Annotated in this window: 18 protein-coding genes; 13 read left to right on the forward strand and 5 right to left on the reverse strand. The window is 70.5% G+C overall.

All coding sequences use genetic code 11. The annotated features are described in order from the left end of the window. The first annotated feature begins 58 nt into the window (after positions 1–58). The 3 genes from accD to V8J36_RS02300 all read left to right on the forward strand — a co-directional run bounded on the left by accD (position 59) and on the right by V8J36_RS02300 (position 3,600). Positions 59–1,030, forward strand: coding sequence for an acetyl-CoA carboxylase, carboxyltransferase subunit beta (accD, locus tag V8J36_RS02290; RefSeq protein ID WP_336465627.1), 972 nt, complete (start codon positions 59–61; stop codon positions 1,028–1,030). A gap of 44 nt (positions 1,031–1,074) precedes the next feature. Next, the gene (locus V8J36_RS02295) at positions 1,075–2,313 is read left to right on the forward strand and encodes a bifunctional folylpolyglutamate synthase/dihydrofolate synthase (RefSeq protein ID WP_336466172.1); all 1,239 of its coding nucleotides are present in this window, start codon (positions 1,075–1,077) and stop codon (positions 2,311–2,313) included. Positions 2,314–2,550: 237 nt separating this feature from the next. After that, complete coding sequence (locus V8J36_RS02300; RefSeq protein WP_336465628.1) at positions 2,551–3,600, forward strand: LLM class flavin-dependent oxidoreductase; 1,050 nt, start codon at positions 2,551–2,553, stop codon at positions 3,598–3,600. A 97-nt stretch (positions 3,601–3,697) separates the two neighbouring features. Here the strand turns inward: V8J36_RS02300 and zapE are convergent, their stop codons facing one another. Continuing rightward, complete coding sequence (gene zapE, locus V8J36_RS02305; RefSeq protein WP_336465629.1) at positions 3,698–4,813, reverse strand: cell division protein ZapE; 1,116 nt, start codon at positions 4,811–4,813, stop codon at positions 3,698–3,700. 159 nt (positions 4,814–4,972) lie between these two features. On the opposite strand from zapE, the gene V8J36_RS02310 reads away from it, so the two are divergent. Continuing rightward, on the forward strand, positions 4,973–6,226 hold the full coding sequence (locus tag V8J36_RS02310; protein WP_336465630.1) for an MFS transporter: 1,254 nt from the start codon (positions 4,973–4,975) through the stop codon (positions 6,224–6,226). A 157-nt stretch (positions 6,227–6,383) separates the two neighbouring features. Beyond that, the gene (locus V8J36_RS02315; protein WP_336465631.1) at positions 6,384–6,821 is read left to right on the forward strand and encodes a c-type cytochrome; all 438 of its coding nucleotides are present in this window, start codon (positions 6,384–6,386) and stop codon (positions 6,819–6,821) included. A gap of 38 nt (positions 6,822–6,859) precedes the next feature. On the opposite strand, the gene V8J36_RS02320 is transcribed toward V8J36_RS02315, so the two are convergent. Then, positions 6,860–7,177: an I78 family peptidase inhibitor gene (locus tag V8J36_RS02320; RefSeq protein WP_336465632.1), complete on the reverse strand. Its 318-nt coding sequence runs from the start codon at positions 7,175–7,177 to the stop codon at positions 6,860–6,862. A gap of 166 nt (positions 7,178–7,343) precedes the next feature. Between V8J36_RS02320 and V8J36_RS02325 the strand changes: the two genes are divergently transcribed. Continuing rightward, entirely contained in the window at positions 7,344–8,087 is a 744-nt protein-coding gene (locus V8J36_RS02325; RefSeq protein WP_336466173.1) for an NYN domain-containing protein, read from the forward strand. A 48-nt stretch (positions 8,088–8,135) separates the two neighbouring features. Here V8J36_RS02325 and V8J36_RS02330 read toward each other — a convergent pair whose 3' ends face one another. After that, entirely contained in the window at positions 8,136–8,798 is a 663-nt protein-coding gene (locus V8J36_RS02330; protein WP_336466174.1) for a TetR/AcrR family transcriptional regulator, read from the reverse strand. Between the two features lie 490 nt (positions 8,799–9,288). Between V8J36_RS02330 and mbfA the strand changes: the two genes are divergently transcribed. The 6 genes from mbfA (at position 9,289) to V8J36_RS02360 (ending at position 14,391) form a co-directional block, all read left to right on the forward strand. After that, a complete protein-coding gene (gene mbfA, locus V8J36_RS02335; RefSeq protein WP_336465633.1) occupies positions 9,289–10,266 on the forward strand; it encodes an iron exporter MbfA in 978 nt (325 codons plus the stop codon). 508 nt (positions 10,267–10,774) lie between these two features. Continuing rightward, positions 10,775–11,386: a LysE family transporter gene (locus V8J36_RS02340; RefSeq protein WP_336465634.1), complete on the forward strand. Its 612-nt coding sequence runs from the start codon at positions 10,775–10,777 to the stop codon at positions 11,384–11,386. A gap of 89 nt (positions 11,387–11,475) precedes the next feature. After that, positions 11,476–12,408, forward strand: coding sequence for an AEC family transporter (locus V8J36_RS02345; RefSeq protein ID WP_336465635.1), 933 nt, complete (start codon positions 11,476–11,478; stop codon positions 12,406–12,408). Beyond that, entirely contained in the window at positions 12,408–12,863 is a 456-nt protein-coding gene (locus tag V8J36_RS02350) for a YaiI/YqxD family protein (protein WP_442902452.1), read from the forward strand. The genes V8J36_RS02345 and V8J36_RS02350 overlap by 1 nt, the downstream gene beginning before the upstream one ends. Further along, positions 12,860–13,480, forward strand: coding sequence for an HAD-IA family hydrolase (locus tag V8J36_RS02355; RefSeq protein WP_336465637.1), 621 nt, complete (start codon positions 12,860–12,862; stop codon positions 13,478–13,480). The genes V8J36_RS02350 and V8J36_RS02355 overlap by 4 nt, the downstream gene beginning before the upstream one ends. Then, complete coding sequence (locus V8J36_RS02360; RefSeq protein WP_336465638.1) at positions 13,477–14,391, forward strand: ornithine cyclodeaminase family protein; 915 nt, start codon at positions 13,477–13,479, stop codon at positions 14,389–14,391. Before V8J36_RS02355 ends, V8J36_RS02360 begins: the two co-directional genes overlap by 4 nt. On the opposite strand, the gene V8J36_RS02365 is transcribed toward V8J36_RS02360, so the two are convergent. Both V8J36_RS02365 and putA read right to left on the reverse strand, forming a co-directional pair. After that, positions 14,388–15,125, reverse strand: a complete 738-nt coding sequence (locus V8J36_RS02365; protein ID WP_336465639.1) for a rhomboid family intramembrane serine protease — start codon at positions 15,123–15,125, stop codon at positions 14,388–14,390. The two genes, V8J36_RS02360 and V8J36_RS02365, sit on opposite strands and share 4 nt — an antisense overlap. 78 nt (positions 15,126–15,203) lie before the next feature. Further along, positions 15,204–18,659, reverse strand: a complete 3,456-nt coding sequence (putA, locus tag V8J36_RS02370) for a bifunctional proline dehydrogenase/L-glutamate gamma-semialdehyde dehydrogenase PutA (RefSeq protein ID WP_336465640.1) — start codon at positions 18,657–18,659, stop codon at positions 15,204–15,206. A gap of 127 nt (positions 18,660–18,786) precedes the next feature. Between putA and V8J36_RS02375 the strand changes: the two genes are divergently transcribed. Continuing rightward, positions 18,787–19,254, forward strand: a complete 468-nt coding sequence (locus V8J36_RS02375; RefSeq protein WP_336465641.1) for an Lrp/AsnC family transcriptional regulator — start codon at positions 18,787–18,789, stop codon at positions 19,252–19,254. The last annotated feature ends 2 nt before the right edge of the window (positions 19,255–19,256 follow it).

The following is a 19,256-nucleotide window of genomic DNA, read 5'->3' on the forward strand; positions in this document are numbered from 1 at the left end:
CGCTGCCCGCTGTCCTATCTCGGACCGCGAAACGACGCGACCGAAAGCTTGGCCCCCGATGAACTGGATCTCGAACTACGTCCGCCCGAAGATCAACTCGCTCTTCTCGCGGCGTGAAATCCCCGAGAACCTCTGGACCAAGTGCCCCGAGTGCGGAACCATGCTGTTCCACCGCGAGCTGGCGGACAACCTCAACGTCTGCACCACCTGCGACCACCACATGACGATCACGCCGCGCGCGCGCTTCGCCGCGCTCTTCGACGGCGGGATCTTCACCGAGGTGAAGGTGCCCGAGCCGGTCACCGACCCGCTGCAGTTCCGCGACCAGAAGAAATACCCCGAACGGATGCGCGCCGCGCAGAAGACCACGGGCGAAAAGGAAGCGATGCTGGTGGCCGAGGGCGAGATCGCCCGCACCCCCGTCGTCGCCGCCTGCCAGGACTTCTCGTTCATGGCCGGGTCGATGGGCATGTATGTCGGCAACGCCATCGTCGCCGCCGCCCGCCGCGCGGTGGAACTCAAGCGCCCGCTGATCCTGTTCTCGGCCGCCGGCGGCGCCCGGATGCAGGAAGGCATCCTGTCGCTCATGCAGATGCCCCGCACCACGGTCGCGGTCGAGCTGCTGAAAGAAGCGGGCCTGCCCTACATCGTCGTGCTGACCCACCCGACCACGGGCGGCGTCACCGCCTCCTACGCGATGCTGGGCGACGTCCATATCGCCGAGCCGAACGCGCTGATCTGCTTCGCTGGTCCCCGCGTGATCGAGCAGACGATCCGCGAGAAGCTGCCCGAAGGCTTCCAGCGCGCCGAATACCTGCTCGATCACGGCATGCTCGACCGGGTGACGCACCGCAAGCAGCTGCGCGAGGAGCTGGTGACGATCCTGCGCATGATGATGCGCCAGCCGCCCGCCGTGACCGCCGACCTGCCCGCGCCGAAACCCGCTGTCGAGAAACCGGCCGAGGTCGTCGCCGCCGGCCCCGACGCCGCGCTGCCCGTCGAGGCCCCCGCGAAGGCCGCCAAGAAGTGACCGCCCCGGCCGCGCCCGTCACCTCCGACGCGATCCTCGCGCGGATGATGGCGCTGCATCCGAAGATCATCGACCTGACGCTGGACCGGGTGCACCGGCTGCTGGCGGCGCTCGGCCACCCTGAACGCGCGCTGCCGCCGGTGATCCATGTCGCGGGCACCAACGGCAAGGGCTCGACCCAGGCGATGATCCGCGCCGGCCTCGAGGCCGGCGGCGCCAGCGTCCACGCCTATACCTCGCCGCACCTCGCCTGGTTCCACGAACGCATCCGCGTCGCGGGCCAAATCATCACCGAGGAAGACCTGACCGCGCTTCTCGACGAGTGCTGGGAGAAGAACGGCGGCGAAAGCATCACCTTCTTCGAGATCACCACCTGCGCGGCGCTGCTCGCCTTCGCGCGGGTGCCGGCGAACTGGACCCTGCTCGAGGTCGGCCTCGGCGGACGGCTCGACGCGACCAACGTCGTCGAACGCCCGCGGCTGACGGTGATCACCCCGGTCTCGCTCGACCACCAGCAATACCTCGGCGAGACGCTGACCGAGATCGCGGGCGAGAAGGCCGGGATCCTCAAGCGCGGCGTTCCCTGCGTGGTCGGCCCGCAAAGCGACGAGGGGCTGGCCGCGATCGAGGCCCGGGCCGAGCGCCTTGGCTGTCCGCTGCTGGTCTCGGGCCAGCACTGGCGCGCGCGGGAAGAGGCCGGCCGGCTGGTGTTCGAGGATGAGAACGGCCTGCTCGACCTGCCGCTGCCGAACCTGCCGGGCGTGCACCAGATCGACAACGCGGGCGCCGCGCTGGCCGCGCTGCGCCACCTTGGCGCCGGGCCCGAGGCCTGCGAGGCCGCGGTCACCCGCGCCTTCTGGCCGGCGCGGATGCAGCGCCTCAAGTCCGGCCCGCTCGTCACCGCCGCGGCGGGGACCGAACTCTGGCTCGACGGCGGCCACAACCCGGCGGCGGGCGAGGCGCTGGCCGCGACGCTGGCGCGGATGCCCGCGCGAGCCACGCATCTGGTGGTGGGGATGCTCAACACCAAGGACATCGCGGGCTACCTGCGCCCGCTCGCCGGCCGGGCCGAAAGCCTGACCGCGGTCTCGATCCCCGGCGAGGCGAACACCCTTCCCGCAGAGGTCACCGCCGAGGCCGCCGCGGCCGCCGGCATCGCCGCCCGCACCGCCGCCTCGGTGCAGGAGGCGGTGGCGCGGATCGCGGCCGAGGACCCCGGCGCGCGGATCCTGATCTGCGGATCGCTCTACCTCGCGGGCGCCATCCTGCGCGAAAACGGCTGAGCCGGAAACAGGGTCGGGGGGCCAGCGTGGCCCCCCGCGCCCCCCCGGCCCGGGCGCTCCGCTCCGAAGGACGCGCCAGAGCGCAGGGGGCCCGGGGGAGGCGCGCCTCCCCCGACTCTGTTTCGGCCGCACATCTCCCCTTTGCCCCCGCACAGGCCGGCGCGTTGTGACGCCCCGCACCCTCGCCTACCTTGGGGTCAACGACCCGCAAGGGTGCCCCCATCGCGAGACCCCGCCATGACCACCGACCTCAGCACCATCGAGCTTGGCCTCGACACCTTCGGCGATGTCACCGCCACCGCCGGCACGCTCAACAGCCATGCCAAGGTCCTTCGCGACCTGATCGAAGAGGCGGTCATCGCCGACCAGACCGGCGTCGACTTCCTTGGCATCGGCGAGCATCACCGCGCCGACTTCGCGGTCTCGGCGCCCGAGATCGTCATGGCCGCCGCCGCAGCAAAGACCACGCGCCTGCGCCTTGGCACCGCGGTCACGGTCCTGTCCTCGGACGAGCCCGTGCGCCTCTACCAGCGCCTGACCACGCTCGACGCGCTGTCGGAGGGCCGGGCCGAGCTGATCCTCGGCCGCGGCAGCTTCACCGAAAGCTTCCCGCTGCTTGGCCTCGACCTCAGCGATTACGAAGAGCTGTTCGAAGAGAAGCTCGACCTCTTCACGCGGCTCCTGCGCGACGAGAAGGTCAGCTGGAAGGGCCGGCTGCGCGCGCCGCTGAAGGGCGCGACCGTCTATCCGCGACCCGAGGGCGCGGCCCCCAAGGTCTGGATCGGCGTCGGCGGCAGCCCGCAGTCTGTGGTGCGCGCGGCGAGCCACGGCCTGCCGCTGATGCTGGCGATCATCGGCGGCGCGCCGGGCCGGTTCCGGCCCTTCGTCGATCTGCACCAGCAGGTCTGGGAACAGATCGGCCAGCCCCCGGCCCCGGTCGGCGTGCATTCGCCCGGCCATGTCGGCCCGACCGATGCCGAGGCGAAAGAGCGCTACTGGCCCGGCTACAAGAAGATGCACGACCTGATCGGCGGCTCGCGCGGCTGGCCGCCCCTGCGCCGCGACGATTTCGAACGCGAGATCGTGCAGGGTTCGCTCTACGTCGGCTCGCCCGAGACGGTGGCGCGCAAGATCGCCTCGACTGTCCGCACGCTGGGCCTTGCCCGGTTCGACCTGAAATACTCGGCCGGCCCGCAGGATCCGGCGGTGCAGCAGGACGGGGTGCGGCTCTACGGCGAGAAGGTGATTCCGCTGGTGCGCGACATGCTGAGCGCTAAGGCCGCGTAAACGCCGCGGCCGCTGGGGGTGTACAGGCGTATGTACGGGGGGTGTACCGCAGGTGCACGCCTCGCACCCCCCCGTTTCAGCCGGTATCAGGCTCGGGTCAGGTCTTGGGCGCCGCGCGGTCGGCGCCCCAGTCCGCCCCCTGCATCTCGCGCAGCCGGCTGGCGGAGCGTTCGAATTCGAAGCTGCCCTCGCCCTCCTGATAGAGATGTTCCGGGATGTCGGCGGCCGAGCAGACCAGCCGCACCTTCGCCTCGTAAAGCGCGTCGATCAACGTCACGAACCGCTTCGCGGCGTTGAAGTTCTCGGACCCCAGCCGCGGAATGTGGTCGAGCAGCAAGACATCCACCGCCTCGGCGATCGCAAGGTAGTCCGCGGGCCCCAGCGGCTTGCCGCAGAGATCCCAGAAGCTCGCCCGCGCGACCCGGGCGCGGTGGTTCGGCAGCTCGACGACCCGGCCCATCACCTCGAGCCGGAGCGGCCCGTCATCGCCGTTGTTGGTCAGGTCGTCCCAGACCCTCTCCATCTCGCGATCGGCCAAGGCATTGGCGGGATGGAAATAAACCTGCGCGCCGGCCAGCCGGTCCTGCCGGTAGTCGGTGTCCGACGACAGCTCGCGCACCTCCATCCGCTCGCGGATCAGGGCGATGAACGGCAGGAACAGCGGCCGGTTCAGCCCGTTCTTGTAGAGATCCTCGGGCACCCGGTTCGAGGTGGTGACGACGACCGTCCCGAGTTCGTAGAGATACTGGAACAGCCGCCCCACGATCATCGCATCGGCGATGTCGGTGATCTGCATCTCGTCGAAGGCCAGAAGCCGCGCGCGTTCGGCCACGGCCTCGGCCACCGGGCGGATCGCATCCTGCACGCCGGTCTTCCGGACCTCGTGCAGACGGGTCTGGATCTCCTGCATGAAGGCGTGGAAATGCACCCGCCGCTTGGCCTCGATGCCGACGCTTTCCACGAAAAGATCCATCAGCATCGACTTGCCGCGCCCGACGCCACCCCACAGATACAGGCCCTTGGGGGTTTCCGGCGCCTTCGACAGGAAGCCGAACAGCCCCTTCTTCGGCACCGGCGCCTCGAGCGCGCGGCGCACCCGCTCCAGCTCGGGCAGCACCCGGCGCTGCGCGTCGTCGCCCCGGATCGCGCCGGAGGCGACACGGGCTTCATAGATCTCGGCAAGGGTCTGGTCGGCGGTCTGGCTCTGGCTCATGGCGCGCACCTAACCCTGCCGAGGCCTCCGCGACAAGGTGGGCAGGGCGGCCTCATCACCGAACGTCATTGTCTGCATCACAAAAGCACGATTGACGCGCGGCCCCGATTCCCCGAGTGCTGAACCGTTCGGAGCAGTTTCCCGGCCCGGAGGCCCCCCATGCACCAAGACGCACGCGCCCCCGGCGGGCTCATCACCCCCGTCCTGATCGGCGGCTGCATCATCATCCTGCTCGGCTTCTCGGTCCGCGCCAGCTTCGGCGTCTTCCAGCTGCCGATCGCGCAGGAGTTCGGCTGGCCCCGCGCGGAATTCTCGCTGGCGATCGCGATCCAGAACCTGGCCTGGGGCATCGGGCAGCCGATCTTCGGGGCGATCGCCGAACGCTGGGGCGACCGGCTGGCGATCATCCTTGGCGCGCTGATGTATGCTGCGGGGCTGGTGCTGTCGGCCTGGGCAGTGACGCCCGCGCAGATGCAGATGCTCGAGATCCTCGTGGGCTTCGGCATCGCCGGCACCGGCTTCGGCGTCATCCTCGCCGTCGTCGGCCGCGCCGCGAAGCCCGAACACCGCTCTGTCGCGCTGGGCATCGTCACCGCCGCGGGCTCGGCCGGGCAGGTCTTCGGCGCCCCGCTGGCCGAGGCGCTGCTGGCCCAGTATCCGTGGCAGACCGTGTTCATGATCTTCGCGGCGATCATCCTCTGCGCGCTGTTCGCGCTGCCGATGCTGCGCGCCCCCGCCCGTGCCAGCAAGGCCGAGATCGAGGAAAGCATGGGCGCCGTGCTGGCCCGCGCCTTCCGCGACCCGTCCTTCATCATGATCTTCCTCGGCTTCTTCAGCTGCGGCTACCAGTTGGGCTTCATCACCGCGCATTTCCCGGCCTTCGTGACCGAGATGTGCTCGGCGATCTCGCCCACCGGGCCGCTCGCGGCGATCGGCATCTCGTCGACCTCGGCGCTGGGGGCGATCGCGATCTCGGTGATCGGCATGGCCAACATCGTCGGCACGATCACCGCCGGCTGGCTGGGCAACCGCCACACCAAGAAATACCTGCTGGCCTGGATCTATGTCGGGCGCACCATTGCCGCCGCGGCCTTCATCCTGCTGCCGGTCACGCCGGCCTCGGTGCTGATCTTCTCGATGGTCATGGGCTCGCTCTGGCTGGCGACGGTGCCGCTGACCTCGGGCCTCGTCGCGCATCTCTACGGGCTGCGCTACATGGGCACGCTCTACGGGATCGTCTTCCTGTCGCACCAGATCGGCGGTTTCATGGGCGTCTGGCTGGGCGGGCGGCTTTACGACATCTACGGCAACTACAATGCGGTCTGGTGGATCGGCGTTGCCGTCGGGGCCTTCTCGGCCGTCGTCCACCTGCCGGTGCGCGAGCCGCGGGTGCCCCGGGCCGCGATGGCCTGACCCCGGTCTGTCTGACGCTGCGTCGGACCATCGCGCGTACCCACGCCGGATGACATTCGCGTGATCACGGCTGGGCCGGTGAAGGGTTTCGCGTCAGCCTGCGTCTGGTGAAGGGGCGGACACCCGCCCCTCATCCCCAGCGCAGGAGCCAGACCCCGTGAAGACCGCCGCCAAGATCACCGCCCTCGCCCTGATCGTCGCCGCCGGCGCCGCCTATGCCAAGGAAGAGGCCAAGAACCCTGTCGTGAAAGAGCGCATCGCGCTCATGCAGACGATCCGTCTGAACACCGGCACGCTGGGGGACATGGCCTCGGGCAAGGCCGCCTTCGATGCCGGCAAGGCCGCCGCGGCCAAGACCGCGCTGGCCGCCGCCGCCGCCGAGATCCCCGCCAAGTTCGAACCCAAGGAAACCGACCCGGTGAGCGAGGCCAAGGCCGAGATCTGGGACGACTGGGACGACTTCGCCTCTGACGCCAAGGCGCTGGAAGCCGCGGCGATGAAGATCGACGTCGCCAGCGTCGACACGCTCAAGGCCGGCATGGGCGCGGTCGGCGGCGCCTGCAAGGACTGCCACGGCGAATTCCGCGCCGACTGACGGCCCTCGCCGCGCCCCCGGCCGCCGGGGGCGTGGCCTCAGCCGCAGTAGACCTTCTCGACCAGCCCGGCCTCGTTGATCGAGATGTTCAGCCGCTCGGCCCGGTAGTCCATCGTCATCATCGACCCCGGCGTCACGATCCGCACCGGCACGCCGAACCGGCCGGGAGCCAGCCCCTTGCCGGGCTTGCCGACCAGCGACTGGTGCTTGGACGCGCCGCAGACATCCGCGGTGGTGGCCGGATCGGCCGCCGGATCGGTCGCCGGCGCTGCGGGAGTGCCGGCCTGACAGGCGCCCAGCAGCGCGGCCGCGGTCAGGGCGGGCAGCCAACGGCTGCGGATCGGGGTGTCGGTCATCGGGGCCATCCTTCTGCCATCGGCGTCAGACTAGACCCTGCCGGCGCTGCTGCCCAGCGCGGGGCACCAGCACCCTGGCCGCGACCGGCGGCGGACCGCCGCCCCTTTCGAAGCCACGCGGTTTCGGGCAGAAGGGGGGAAACGAACGGAGGCCAAGATGCCCGACATGCCCACCCGCGCCGCCCGCCTCTGCGTGCTGATCGATGCCGACAACGTCCCCGCCCATTACGCCACCGCGATCTTCGACGAGATCGCGACGCTGGGCGAGGCCAGCGTGCGGCGCATCTACGGCGACTGGTCGGCGCAGCGGCTGGGCAAATGGGCCGAGAAGGTCGCGACGCTGGGGCTGGTCGCCGACCAGCAGTTCGCCAACACCAAGGGCAAGAACGCCAGCGACATCGGGCTGGTGATCTCGGCCATGGACTTCCTGCATTCGGGCCTATTCGACGGCTTCGTTCTGGTTTCGTCCGACAGCGACTTCACCCGGCTCGCCGCCCGGATCCGCGAGCAGGGGCTCGACGTCTATGGCATCGGCGAGAAGAAGACGCCCGAGGCGTTCCGGATGGCCTGCAAGCGGTTCATCTATGTCGAGAACCTCGGCGCCGACGAAGCGCCCGAGCCGGTCGAGCCGGGCCAGCCCGCCCCCGCCCGCAGCAGCGAGCCCGCGGGCCGCGGCAAAGAGAACCCAAAGTCGGCGATCCCGCTGATCGTCGCGGCTATGCGGGCGATCGATGTCGAGGGCGAGTGGTTCAACCTTGGCCAGGTCGGGCAGTACATCGCCCAAGCCAATCCCGATTTCGACGTGCGCAGCTATGGCGCGTCGAAGTTCAGCGATCTGGTGCGGCGGACCGAGCGGTTCGAGGTGAAGCGCGGCACCGGCACCTCGCTGATCGTGCGCGACCTCGCCTGAGCCAGAGCCAGAGCCAGAGCCTGAGCCCGGGCGCGGTCGCCGCAGGCGTCAGCCGGCCGTCTGCCGGACGCCGTAGCGCGCCAGGAACATCTCGACCGCGCCGTCGACCGTGCGCTTGGCATCGCGTGCCGGGCAGCAGTCGTTGATCCCGAAGATCAGCTTGGCCTGGATGTTGGCCTTGCAGAGCTCGTGGAACTGGTCGGCGGCCAGCTCGATATCCTCGATCGCCAGCTCGCCGCGCGCAACGGCCCGGCGCAGGTATTCCGAGATCCGCTGGCGCACCAGATGCGGGCCCGAGTGGTAGAACTCGCGCCCCAGCTGCGGGAAGCGGTCGCTTTCGGCCACGCAGATCCGGAACACCTTCTGCCCGAACTCGGACGAGACGAGGGTGACGATATGCTCGGCCGCGGTGCGCAGCACCTGCTCGGGCGCGGCGTCGAGGTCGAGCACCTCGAGCGTCTGTTCGGCCTGCCGGCCGCATTCGGCCTTGGCGACTTCGAGGAACAGCAGCTTCTTGTCGGGGAAATAGCTGTAGAGCGTCGCCTTCGAGACGCCGGCCTCGCGGGCGATGTCGTCGACGCTCGCCCCCTCGTAGCCGTCCCTCAGAAAGATCTTGCGCGCCCCTGCAAGCACCTGACCGAACTTCCGCCCCTTGCGGATTTCGGTCCGGTCCCCGGTGTCGCGGGCGATGTCGTCCTGTCCGTCCGGCATGGCATCCATTCTCGTATCTCCTTTTCGATCCTAACCCCAAGGGCGTGCGAGAGCAAAGAGAGTCACGAGAAAACGCCCGCGCTGCGGGCGGGGGTTCCCGCCGAACTGAACTCAGCGGTCCAGCGGCAGCGCACAGGCCCCGAAAGGCGGGGTCTTCGCCGGCGCGCATCCGGGCGCCGGGGCCAGTTCCGGCCCTTGCGCCGGCGCAGCGGGCGAAACAAGGGGTTTGGCCACCCCCTGCCCCGTCAGGCCGGCGCCCGTCGCCAGCGCCAAGGCCAGCGGCATCGCCAGCACGAGCGCGGGGCGCCAGTTTCGTGACAGTCTTGGCCGCATCGTCACTTCCCCCGGGTCGTCTTCGTTGCAACTGAGGTGAACTTTTCAGTTCACCCATTCAAGAGGCGCGGCGCCGGGAATCTGTGCGGTTTCGCACATTGCGTCGGTCACGGAAGGATCCTAGATCTGGAATCATTCTAAAGAAGGACGCATCGCGATGATTCCCGGACTGGGTATGCGCCGACGGTTCACCGACCTTTCAGAGCAGGAGGTGCTCGCGCTGGCGATCTCGTCCGAAGAGGACGACGCCCGGATCTATCGCAGCTATGCCGAACGACTGCGCGCCGAATTCCCGGCCTCGGCCGGGGTCTTTGACGGCATGGCCGCCGAAGAGGACGAGCATCGCCGCCGCCTGATCGAGCGTCACCGCGCCCGCTTCGGCGAGGTGATCCCGCTGATCCGGCGCGAGCATGTCGCGGGCTATTACGCGCGCCGCCCGGTCTGGCTGATCGAGGGGCTGGGGCTCGAGCGGATCCGCGAGGAAGCGGCGGCGATGGAGCGCGACGCCGAACGCTTCTACCTCGCGGCCGCGGCGCGCACGAGCGATGCGGCCACCCGCAAGCTGCTGGGCGATCTCGCCGCGGCCGAGGCCGGGCACGAGCACACCGCCGGCACGCTGGCCGCGACCCATCTGGACGGCGAGACCCGCGAGGGCGAGGATCACGCCGCGCATCGCCAGTTCGTGCTGACCTGGGTGCAACCGGGGCTGGCGGGGCTGATGGACGGCTCGGTCTCGACCCTGGCGCCGATCTTCGCCACCGCCTTCGCCACCCGCGATCCGGCGACGACGCTGACCGTGGGCCTTGCCGCGGCGGTGGGCGCCGGCATCTCGATGGGCTTCACCGAGGCCGCGCATGACGACGGCGTGCTGTCGGGGCGCGGCAGCCCGTGGAAACGCGGCCTGGCTTCGGGGGTGATGACGATGCTGGGCGGGCTCGGCCATGCCCTGCCCTACCTGATCCCCGATTTCTGGACCGCGACCTTCCTCGCCTTCGCCATCGTCTTCGTCGAGCTCTGGGCCATCGTCTGGATCCAGAACCGCTACATGGAGACGCCCTTCCTGCGCGCGGCCTTCCAGGTGGTGCTGGGCGGGGCGCTGGTCTTCGCGGCCGGAGCGCTGATCGGGGGCGGCTGACTTCCGCCGCCCCGCGGCCTGAGCCTGACGGCGCGCTTGCCGGAATCGGCGGCGCAACTAAACTTCAGGGCGAGTAACCAGTGCCCGGGACCGCCATGTTGGCAACCGTTCCCCCCGATCCGCAGATCCACCCGCCCCCTGACCTGCCGCGCCCGCGATGGCGCGAGCATCCTGCCGTGCGTGTGGCGGGCGCGACCGGTGGATATCGCCTGCCCCGCTGCGGCAATTGGCACATCCGCAAACTCTTCGACCCCGCGCCGCCACGCGCGACGGGGACGTGTCCCCCTCGGCCGCGCGCCGGTGACCGGCGATCGCGCCGCGAAGGGAGGTGGCCCGCCCCCGTCTGACCCAAGGCAAACCCCGCAGGCCGGGAAATTTCCGCCCGCCGCCGAAGGGACTGCTGACAGTGCCCACAGCCACCGGACCGCCCGACCACGCCGCCGGCGTGGCAGGCGGCCCGAGGCCCCAGTTTTTGATCCCCAGTCATTCATTCATCGGATTTCACCGGATGGTATCCTTCACCCTGACCTATGCCCTGCTGGCAATCCTGCCGGGGCCGAATTTCGTGGTCGTCTCGCGTGCCGCCTGGAGCGGGTCGCGCATGTCCTCGCTCGCCACCGCGCTTGGTGTCGCGCTGGGCGCCGCGGCGCTGGCGCTGGCGGCGGGACTGGCCTTTGGCCCCGCGCTGGCCGCCGATCCGGGCGGCCACCTCAGCCCGGCGCTGCGCGCCGCCGCCATCGGCTTCGCCGCGCTGCTGGCGCTGATGGGGCTGCGGCTTCTGCACGAGGTCGTGGCCCCCCGCGACCGGCCCGACGGCCGCCCGCCCCGGGGCGGGTTCGTGAACGGGCTCGCCACAGCGGCCAGCAATCCGCTCAGCGCCGGGTTCTTCGCCGCCTCGGCGCTGCGGCTGGGAAGTGCCGGCAGCATCGGCCCCAGCCTGACCCTGGCGCTGTGTGTGCTGGGGGTGGCGGGGGTCTGGTTCGCGACGGTGGCGCTGACCATCACCCATGCGCGACTCACCCCGCTGCGCAGCCGCCTGACCCGGCCGATGGCGGCGGTGGCGGGGCTGGTGCTGCTGTGGAATGCGGCAGAAATCCTGTCGCGTCTGCCCGGCAGCTGAGCCTGCGAGAAATGACGTTCCGGCGCGCGCGCCGCAGCACCGGCCAGCGCTGGCACAGGCCCGGACCCCGTGCTAGGGATGGCCCCGCGATGCTGGCCATCTTCCTAAAGACACTCCCCTTCTTCGCGCTGATCGGCCTTGGCTGGTGGGCGGGACGCGCGCGCTGGTTCACCGCCGACGCGACCGCCTGGCTGACCCGCTTCGTCTTCTACTTCGCGCTGTCGGCGATGCTGTTCCGCTTCTCGGCCGAGCTGCCGTTGGGCGAGATCTTCGATCCCGCCTTCGTCGCCGCCTATCTCGTCGGCTCGAGCGCGGTCTGGGCGGTGGGCATGGCCGTGGCCCGGTTGCGCCGCCAGCCGCTGGCCGATGCCGCGATGGAGGCCCACACGGGCATGACCGGCAACACCGGCTTCCTCGGGCTGCCGATGCTGGGGGTGATCCTCGGCCCGGCCTCGGCGGGGCCGATCCTGATGATGCTGACCATCGACCTGATCGTCTTCGCCTCGCTGGTGACGATGCTGGTCGCGGGGTCGCGCGCGGGGCGGATCTCGCCGGCGCTGTTCAAGGCGCTGGCCCGCGGGCTGGCGCGCAACCCGATGATCGTGTCGATGGTGGCAGGCATCGTCTGGTCGCAGCTTGGCCTGCCGCTGCCGGGACCTGCGAAGGAGTTCCTCGTGCAGCTCGGCGGGGCGGCGACGCCCTGCGCGCTGTTCGCGATCGGCGCCTCGCTCGCCGCCCGCGGCGCGGCCGAGCGGCTGGGCCCCGCGATCTGGCTGAGCGTCGCGAAGCTGGTTCTGCATCCGCTGGCGGTGGGCGCCGCGGCGATCTGGCTGTTCCCGGTCGAGCGCTTCGACATCACGGTGATGATCGCGACCGCGGCCCTGCCAGTGGCCGGCAACGTCTACATGCTGGCGCATCACTTCGGGGCCGCGCAGCAGCGCGTCTCGGCCGCGATCCTGATCTCGACCGCGGCCAGCATCCTGTCGGTGCCGGTGCTGATCGCGCTGGCCGAGGGGTTGTGATGGCGCTGTACGTCGATGCCGACGCCTGTCCGGTCAAGGACGAATGCCTGAAGGTGGCCGAGCGGCTGCGGCAGAAGATGCTGCTGGTCTCGAACGGCGGCCTGCGCCCCTCGCCGCATCCGCTGGTCGAGATGGTCTTCGTGCCCGAGGGCCCCGATGCCGCCGACATCTGGATCGCCGAGCGTGCCGGGCGCGGCGACGTGGTGGTGACGAACGACATCCCGCTGGCCGCGCGGGCCGTGGCCTCGGGTGCGAAGGTGCTGAAGCCGAACGGCGAGGCGCTGACCGAGGCCAATATCGGCAACGTGCTGGCGACGCGCGACCTGATGGCCGACCTGCGGGCCGCCGATCCGTTCCGGCAGGGGGGCGGCCGGCCGTTCTCCAAGGCCGACCGCTCGCGCTTCCTCGATGCGCTGGACCGCGTGTTGCGGGCGGCGATGCGCGAGGCGCCATGACCCCGGCGGCGGTCGTCTGGGACATCGGCAATGTGCTGATCGGATGGCAGCCCGAACGGTTCTACGACGAGCGCATCGGCGACGCGGCCCGCCGGGCGCTGTTCGCGGCGGTGGACCTGCATGCGATGCACGCCCGTATCGACGCCGGCGCGCCGTTCCGCGACACGGTCGAGGCCACCGCCGCCGAGCGCCCTGACTGGGCGGCAGAAATCCGGCTCTGGCATGACCGCTGGGAAGATCTGGCCGGCCCCGCCTTGCCCCGTTCGGTCCGGCTGCTGCAGGCGCTGCTCGCCCGCGGCGTGCGCTGCTTCGCGCTGTCGAACTTCGCGTCCGATCCCTTCGCGCGGTCGCTGGCGGTGCATCCGTTCCTCGGGCGCTTCGACCGGCTGTTCCTGTCCGGCCCGATGGGCGTCACCAAGCCCGATCCCGCGATCTACGCGCGGCTCGAGGCCGAAACCGGCATCGCCCCCGCCGCCCTTCTCTTCACCGACGACCGGGCCGAGAATGTCGCGGCCGCCGCCGCGCGCGGCTGGCAGACCCATCTGTTCGACGGCGCCGACGGCTGGGCCGCGCGGCTGGTGGCGGCAGGACTTTTGACCGAGCAGGAGACGGCATGACCATCGAAATCGTCGGCCCCGAGGCCGAGGCCCATCTGGACTGGATCGCGCTGACCGAGGCGCTGGCCGCGGGCCATGCGCTGCCGAAGGCCGAGGTCGCGGATACCTTCCTTTACCGTGGGCGCGACACGCTGCTGACCCGCTCGGCCTGGATCGACGGGCTGGGCCTTGCAATCAAGGGGGCGACGGTGATGCCGGGCAACCCGGCGAACGGCAAGCCGATGGTCAACGGCGCGGTGAACCTGTTTTCCGACCGCGACGGCACGCTCGAGGCGATCGTCGATTTCCATCTGGTGACCAAGTGGAAGACGGCGGGCGACTCGCTGCTGGCCGCCCGGCGGCTTGCGCGGCCCGAGGCGCGGCGGGTGCTGATCCTTGGCGCGGGCAATGTCGCGCGCTCGATGGTTCAGGCCTATTCCGCGGCCTTCCCAGGCGCGAGCTTCGAGATCTGGAACCGCAGCCCCGCCGCGGCCGAGGCACTGGCGGCCGAGGTCGGCGCCCGGGCGGTGACCGACCTGCCCGAGGCGGTGGCGCGGGCCGAGATCATCGCCACGACGACGATGGCCTCCGAGCCGATCCTGAAGGGCGAATGGTTGTCTCCCGGCACGCATCTGGACCTGATCGGCGCCTATCGCCCCGACATGCGCGAGGTCGATGACACCGCGCTGACCCGCGCGCGGCTTTTCGTGAACTCCTACGCCACCACGATCGAGCATATCGGCGAGCTGAAGGACCCGCTCGCCCGCGGCGTCATCGCCCGCGGCGACGTGATCGCAGATTACTACGACCTGGGCTCCGGTCGCTTCGCGCGGACCAGCCCCGACGAGATCACGATCTGCAAGAACGGCGGCGGCGCGCATCTCGACCTGATGACCGCGGCCTATATCCTGCAGGCCTGGCGCGACCGTTAGCGGCGGCGGCGCGGCACCAGCGGCACGCGAGTCAGCTGGCCCGCGGCCGGATGCGGCGGCGCGCCCTGCGTGCGGGCCCAGAAGCGCGGGCCGCCGCGGCGCAGCCAGAGCGGCAGCACCAGCAGCGCGCCCGCGACGAAGCCGCCGGCATGGGCCCAGTATGCGACGCTGGCGCCGGGATCGTTCGCGGCGCCCTGCAGCAACTGCAGCGCGAACCAGATCCCCAGCACCGCCCAGGCGCGGATCTGGATCACCTTGAAGAAGATGATGAAGATCAACAGCACGTCGATCCGGGCGCGCGGGAACATCAGCAGGTAGGCCCCCATCACCCCCGCGATCGCGCCCGAGGCGCCGACCGTCGGCACCACGCTGCCGGGGTTCGAGGCGACATGGGCCATGGCCGAGAGGATCCCGCAGGCAAGGTAGAACGCGAGGAAGCGCAAGGGCCCCATCTCGTCTTCCAGATTGTCGCCGAAGATCCACAGGAACAGCATGTTGCCCGCGATGTGCAGCAGCCCCGCATGCAGGAACATCGAGGTGACAAGCGTGTACCAGTGATAGCCCTGCGTGACCGCCGCCGGGATCAGCGCCCAGTCCGCCCACAGCGTCAGCAGGCCCCGCCCGCTGGAAAAGGCGGGCCAGGTCAGCAGGAACACCAGCACGTTGAGCGCGATCAGCGCCCGCGTGACATGCGCCGGACGGCGCGAGGGATTGTGGTCGCGGATCGGAAACATCGTCTGCCCCAGATCGGGGTTCGCCGCCGCCCGGTCAAGCGGGGCGGCGACGTTCCCGCGCGCTGCGTGGCGCGGCGGTCAGTGCCCGCCGGCCTCGGCCAGAAGCTGGGCATTGCCGCCCGAGGCGGTGGTGTCGATGCACAGGTGACGCTCCAGCACCGCATGGCCGCGGTCCGGCTGGCCGGTGATCAGCGGCAGGATCGGCCCGGCGCGGCGGGACAGCGCGGCCTCGAGATCGCGCGCGGCGTCGCGCCCGCCCCACCAGAGCGCGCCCGAGATGCCCGCCAGCGTCCCGAGCCGATCCGGCGCCAGCCCCGGTGCGGTGACCGCCACCCCGCCCAGCGCCCGGACCGCCTGCGCCTGCGCCTCGGCCGCGGCATGGCCGGGGCCAAGGCACAGCAGCGGCAGCCGCGGATGCTGCGACAGGCGGTTCGACTCGCCGGTCGGGCCCGGCAGGTCCTGGGTATGGATCGCGCCCGCGGGGGCGCGGGCCGCGGCCAGCCGCCGTTCGAGCGTCGCCGTCCCGTCCTCGAACGAGGGCGCGGCCTGCGGCGCCGGCAGGTGGCGGAACCGGGTCAGGTAATCCGGCCCGCCGGCCTTCGGCCCGGTGCCCGACAACCCTTCGCCCCCGAAGGGCTGGCTGCCGACGACCGCGCCGATCTGGTTGCGGTTGACGTAGAGGTTGCCCACCGCCAGCGCCTCGGTCACCTCCTGCACACGGTCGTCGATGCGGCTATGCAGGCCGAAGGTCAGCCCGTAGCCGGTGGCGTTAATCGCGGCGACGACCTTCGGGATCTCGCCCGCGCGGAAGGTCGCGACATGCAGGACCGGACCGAAGATCTCGCGCTGCATCGCGGCGATGCCGGGGACCCGGATCATGGCGGGGCCGATGAAATGCCCGGTCGTAGGCGCGGGCATCTGCTTGATCAGCCGGCCCTCGGCGCGCGCTGTCTCGACATGCGCGCGGATGCCCGCCGCGGCCTCGGCGTCGATCACCGGGCCGATGTCGGTCGAGAGCTGCCAGGGATCGCCCAGCGTCAATTCGTCCATCGCGCCTTCCAGCATCTCGAGGATCGCGGGCGCGATGTCTTCCTGCACGTAAAGACACCGCAGGGCCGAGCAGCGCTGGCCCGCCGACTGGAAGGCCGAAGCCACGATGTCGCGCACCGCCTGTTCCGGCAGCGCAGTCGAATCGACGATCATCGCGTTCAGCCCGCCGGTCTCGGCGATCAGCGGCGTGCCGGGGGTGCCCTGCGCGGCCATGCCGGCGCGGATCGCCTTCGCGGTCTCGGTCGAGCCGGTGAAGGCCACCGCCCCCACCCGCGGATCGGCGGCAAGCGGCGCGCCCACGGTCGGGCCATCGCCGGGCAGGAATTGCAGCGCCGCGATCGGGACCCCGGCGCGATGCAGCAGCGTGACTGCGTGGAAGGCGATCAGCGGCGTCTGCTCGGCCGGCTTCGCCAGCACCGAATTGCCCGCAGCGAGTGCCGCCGCGATCTGGCCGGTGAAGATCGCCAGCGGGAAGTTCCACGGGCTGATGCAGACCACCGCCCCCCGTGCCTCACCCGGCAGTTCGGCGTTCCGGGACGCATAGTAGCGCAGGAAGTCGACTGCCTCGCGCAACTCGGCCACGGCATCGGGCAGGCTCTTGCCGGCCTCGGCGGCCAGCAGTGCGAAGAGCGAGCCAAATTCGGCCTCATAAAGATCGGCCGCGCGGTTGAGCACGGCGGCGCGCTCTGCCGCAGGCGCGTCCCAGACGCTGGCGCCATCCAGCGCGGTTTCCACATCCGCCGGTGACGCCGGGATGACCTGACCGATCCGCTCGAGCGTTGCGGGGTTCAGCGCGGGCTGAGCCGCGGACCCGGCGCTCGGCCCCGCGAGCAGTGGCCGCGCGGTCAGTGCAGGCAGCACCCGCGCAGCCTCGATCGCGGCCAGCGTCGGCGCGTCGCTCAGGTCGAAGCCGCGCGAATTGGCACGGTCGGCAAACAGCGTCGGACCGGTGCGCAGGCCCGGGTTCTGCGGCGCAGGCAGCAGCGCCTCGACCGCGGCGAAGGGACAGGCGGCGACGGCCTCGGGCGGCACCGTCTCGTCGACGATCTGGTGCACGAAGCTGGAGTTCGCGCCGTTCTCCAGCAGCCGGCGCACCAGATAGGCCAGCAGGTCGCGATGCGCGCCGACAGGGGCGTAGATGCGGCAGCGCGTGCCCTCGGCGCGATGGACGATGTCGTGCAGACGTTCGCCCATGCCGTGCAGGCGCTGGAATTCGAAGAGCGTGCGGTCCGGGGCCATGTCGAGGATCGCGGCGACGGTATGGGCGTTGTGGCCGGCAAACATCGGGTAGATGCGGTCGGTCATTCCAAGCAGGCGGCGGGCATTCGCGATGTAGCTGACATCGGTCGCGGCCTTGCGGGTGAAGACCGGGAAGCTGTCGAGCCCCAGAACCTGCGCGCGCTTCACCTCGGCGTCCCAATAGGCGCCCTTGACCAGCCGCAGCATGATCTTGCGGTCGAGCCGTGTCGCCAGCGCATGCAGCCAGTCGATCGTCGCGCCGCAGCGCCGGCCATAGGCCTGCACTACCACGCCGAAACCGTCCCAGCCGGACAGCTTCCCGTCCTCGAGCACCGCGGCGATGACCTTGAGCGACAGCGTCAGCCGGTCGGCCTCTTCGGCGTCGACGGTGAAGCCCATGTTCGCGGCGGCGGCCTTGCGGGCGAGATCGCGCACCACCGGCACCAGTTCGGCCATCACCCGGTCTTCCTGCGCGATCTCGTAGCGCGGATGCAGGGCCGAGAACTTGACCGAGATCCCCGGGTTGTCGCGGATGTCCGCCTTGGTGCAGGCCGAGGCGATGGCCCCGATCGCGGCGGAATAGCTGGCGGCATAGCGGCGCGCGTCGCCCGCGGTCTTCGCGGCCTCGCCCAACATGTCGTAGCTGTAGGTGTAACCTTCCGCCTCGCGCTTGGCGGCGCGGGTCATCGCCGACTGGATGGTCTCGCCCAGCACGAACTGGCGGCCCATCTCTTTCATCGCGCGCTGGGTGGCGGCGCGGATCACCGGTTCGCCCAGACGACGCACCGCGCCCTTGAGATGCCCCGCCAGCCCCGGCTCGCGGTCTTCGAGCACGCGCCCCGTCAGCATCAGCGCCCAGGTCGAGGCATTGACCAGCGGCGAGGCCGAATTGCCTAAGTGTCGCGACCAGTCGGACGGGGCGATCTTGTCCTCGATCAGCGCATCCATCGTCGGCGCGTCGGGCACGCGCAGCAGCGCCTCGGCCAGGCACATCAGCGCGATGCCCTCTTCGGTCGACAGCCCGTATTCGGCCAGAAACACCTCCATCAGCCCCGGGCGCACGTCGGCGCGGATCTGGCGCACCAGCGCGGCACCCCGGGCGGCGATGCGGGCACGGTCCTGCGAGGACAAGGCCGCCTCGTCGATCAGGCGCGCCAGCAGCGGTCCCTCGGGGGCGAGCGTCTCGCCCTCGATCCGGGCGAAGTCGGGCGAGGCGAAAAGCGACGGCAGGGCGGGCGCGGTCATCTGCGGGCGATCCTGATCTGAGCGGGAGAAGGGGTTGCGTTCCCGCGATGATAGCGCGAGTCTCGCAGGCGCTTCGCCCGCTTATGGGCCAACTGCAGGCGATCCGCCTGAAATTCGGAGCCATGACATGGCGAACGTCCCGGCGGACCTTGACGGTTTCGACCGCGCGATCCTTGCGGCGCTGGCCACCGATGGCCGGATGAGCCACGCCGAGCTGGCGCGGCGGGTCGGGCTGACGAAATCGCCGGTGCAGGCGCGGGTGAAGCGGCTGGAAGAGACAGGCGTGATCGCCGGCTACCGGGCGATGCTGAACCCGATCCGGATGGGGCTGGCGCATGTGGCCTTCGTCGAATGCCGGCTCGCCGATACCCGCGAGGCGGCCTTGCAGGCCTTCAACCGCGCGGTGCGGGCGCTGCCCGAGATCGAGGAATGCCACATGATCGCCGGCGGCTTCGACTATTTGCTGAAGGTGCGGACCGGCGACATCGCTGAATATCGCCGGGTGCTGGCGGAACGGATCTCGACCCTGCCGCATGTCGCCTCGACCTCGACATACGTGGCGATGGAGACGGTGAAGGAGACGGGGCTGGGCTGAGA

Source organism: Frigidibacter sp. MR17.14 (genome assembly GCF_037095735.1).
GTDB lineage: Bacteria > Pseudomonadota > Alphaproteobacteria > Rhodobacterales > Rhodobacteraceae > Frigidibacter.

Bases quoted from the DNA above. Each gene is read 5' to 3' on its own strand.
- V8J36_RS02360 (WP_336465638.1), top strand. From the start codon at position 13,477: ATGACCATCGAAATCGTCGGCCCCGAGGCCGAGGCCCATCTGGACTGG.
- V8J36_RS02325 (WP_336466173.1), top strand. From the start codon at position 7,344: ATGCCCACCCGCGCCGCCCGCCTCTGCGTGCTGATCGATGCCGACAAC.
- V8J36_RS02320 (WP_336465632.1), bottom strand. From the start codon at position 7,177: ATGACCGACACCCCGATCCGCAGCCGTTGGCTGCCCGCCCTGACCGCG.
- V8J36_RS02350 (WP_442902452.1), top strand. From the start codon at position 12,408: ATGGCGCTGTACGTCGATGCCGACGCCTGTCCGGTCAAGGACGAATGC.
- V8J36_RS02330 (WP_336466174.1), bottom strand. From the start codon at position 8,798: ATGCCGGACGGACAGGACGACATCGCCCGCGACACCGGGGACCGGACC.
- V8J36_RS02375 (WP_336465641.1), top strand. From the start codon at position 18,787: ATGGCGAACGTCCCGGCGGACCTTGACGGTTTCGACCGCGCGATCCTT.
- V8J36_RS02300 (WP_336465628.1), top strand. From the start codon at position 2,551: ATGACCACCGACCTCAGCACCATCGAGCTTGGCCTCGACACCTTCGGC.
- V8J36_RS02355 (WP_336465637.1), top strand. From the start codon at position 12,860: ATGACCCCGGCGGCGGTCGTCTGGGACATCGGCAATGTGCTGATCGGA.
- V8J36_RS02340 (WP_336465634.1), top strand. From the start codon at position 10,775: ATGGTATCCTTCACCCTGACCTATGCCCTGCTGGCAATCCTGCCGGGG.
- V8J36_RS02365 (WP_336465639.1), bottom strand. From the start codon at position 15,125: ATGTTTCCGATCCGCGACCACAATCCCTCGCGCCGTCCGGCGCATGTC.
- mbfA (WP_336465633.1), top strand. From the start codon at position 9,289: ATGATTCCCGGACTGGGTATGCGCCGACGGTTCACCGACCTTTCAGAG.
- V8J36_RS02310 (WP_336465630.1), top strand. From the start codon at position 4,973: ATGCACCAAGACGCACGCGCCCCCGGCGGGCTCATCACCCCCGTCCTG.
- accD (WP_336465627.1), top strand. From the start codon at position 59: ATGAACTGGATCTCGAACTACGTCCGCCCGAAGATCAACTCGCTCTTC.
- V8J36_RS02295 (WP_336466172.1), top strand. From the start codon at position 1,075: ATGATGGCGCTGCATCCGAAGATCATCGACCTGACGCTGGACCGGGTG.
- V8J36_RS02345 (WP_336465635.1), top strand. From the start codon at position 11,476: ATGCTGGCCATCTTCCTAAAGACACTCCCCTTCTTCGCGCTGATCGGC.
- putA (WP_336465640.1), bottom strand. From the start codon at position 18,659: ATGACCGCGCCCGCCCTGCCGTCGCTTTTCGCCTCGCCCGACTTCGCC.
- zapE (WP_336465629.1), bottom strand. From the start codon at position 4,813: ATGAGCCAGAGCCAGACCGCCGACCAGACCCTTGCCGAGATCTATGAA.